The organism is Roseateles sp. GW821-FHT09G09 (assembly GCF_059415965.1).
In genome coordinates this window covers 1-795 of the sequence record NZ_JBWKOG010000024.1, presented here as the reverse complement: position 1 = coordinate 795, position 795 = coordinate 1, and the positions used below count along the sequence as shown (strand labels likewise).

General features: G+C 68.9%; 1 protein-coding gene. It reads left to right on the top strand.

Annotated features, from left to right (window positions below; genetic code table 11):
• A partial coding sequence (tssI, locus tag AC07O8_RS27250; protein WP_495051022.1) for a type VI secretion system tip protein TssI/VgrG occupies positions 1-795 on the top strand: 795 nt, incomplete at both ends.

Below are 795 nucleotides of genomic sequence, written 5' to 3'. Positions count from 1 at the left end.
ATCCAGACGGGGGACGGCTCGCAGTACGTGGAGGACCGGCTCGACGAGCTGCAGACGCAGTTCCAGACCTTCGACGGCACGACCAACGCGCAGGGCGTGAGCACGGGGCATCTGCTGTCGCTGTCGCGCCATCCGCGCGAGACCGAGAACGCGCAGTACCTGATCACGGGCACGCAGATCAGCCTGAGCCAAGCGGCCAACGAGGCCGGCTCGGGCGAGACGGGGCTGCGCTGCAGCTTCAGCTGCATCCCGGCGGCGCAGCAGTACCGGCCGCCGCGTCGCACGCCCAAGCCGCTGGTGGCGGGGCCGCAGACGGCCATCGTGAGCGGTCCGGCGGGCGAGGAGATCCACACCGACAAGTACGGCCGGGTGAAGGTGCAGTTCCACTGGGACCGGCGCGGCAAGAGCGACGAGCGCAGCTCGTGCTGGGTGAGCGTGGCGCACCCGTGGGCGGGGTCCAACTTCGGCGGCATCCACATCCCGCGCATCGGGCAGGAAGTGATCATCGGGTTCATCGAAGGCGACCCGGACGCGCCCATCATCATGGGGCGCACCTACAACGGCGAGAACCTGCCGCCGTGGGACCTGCCGGCCAACGCGACGCAGAGCGGCTTCCTGACGCGCTCGACCAAGGGCGGCAGCTACGGCAACGCCAACGCGATCCGCTTCGAGGACAAGCACGGCGACGAGCAGCTGTGGATCCACGCGGAGAAGAACCAGGACATCGAGGTCGAGAACGACGAGACGCACTGGGTCGGGCGGGATCGGACGAAGACGATCGACCGGCATGAGACG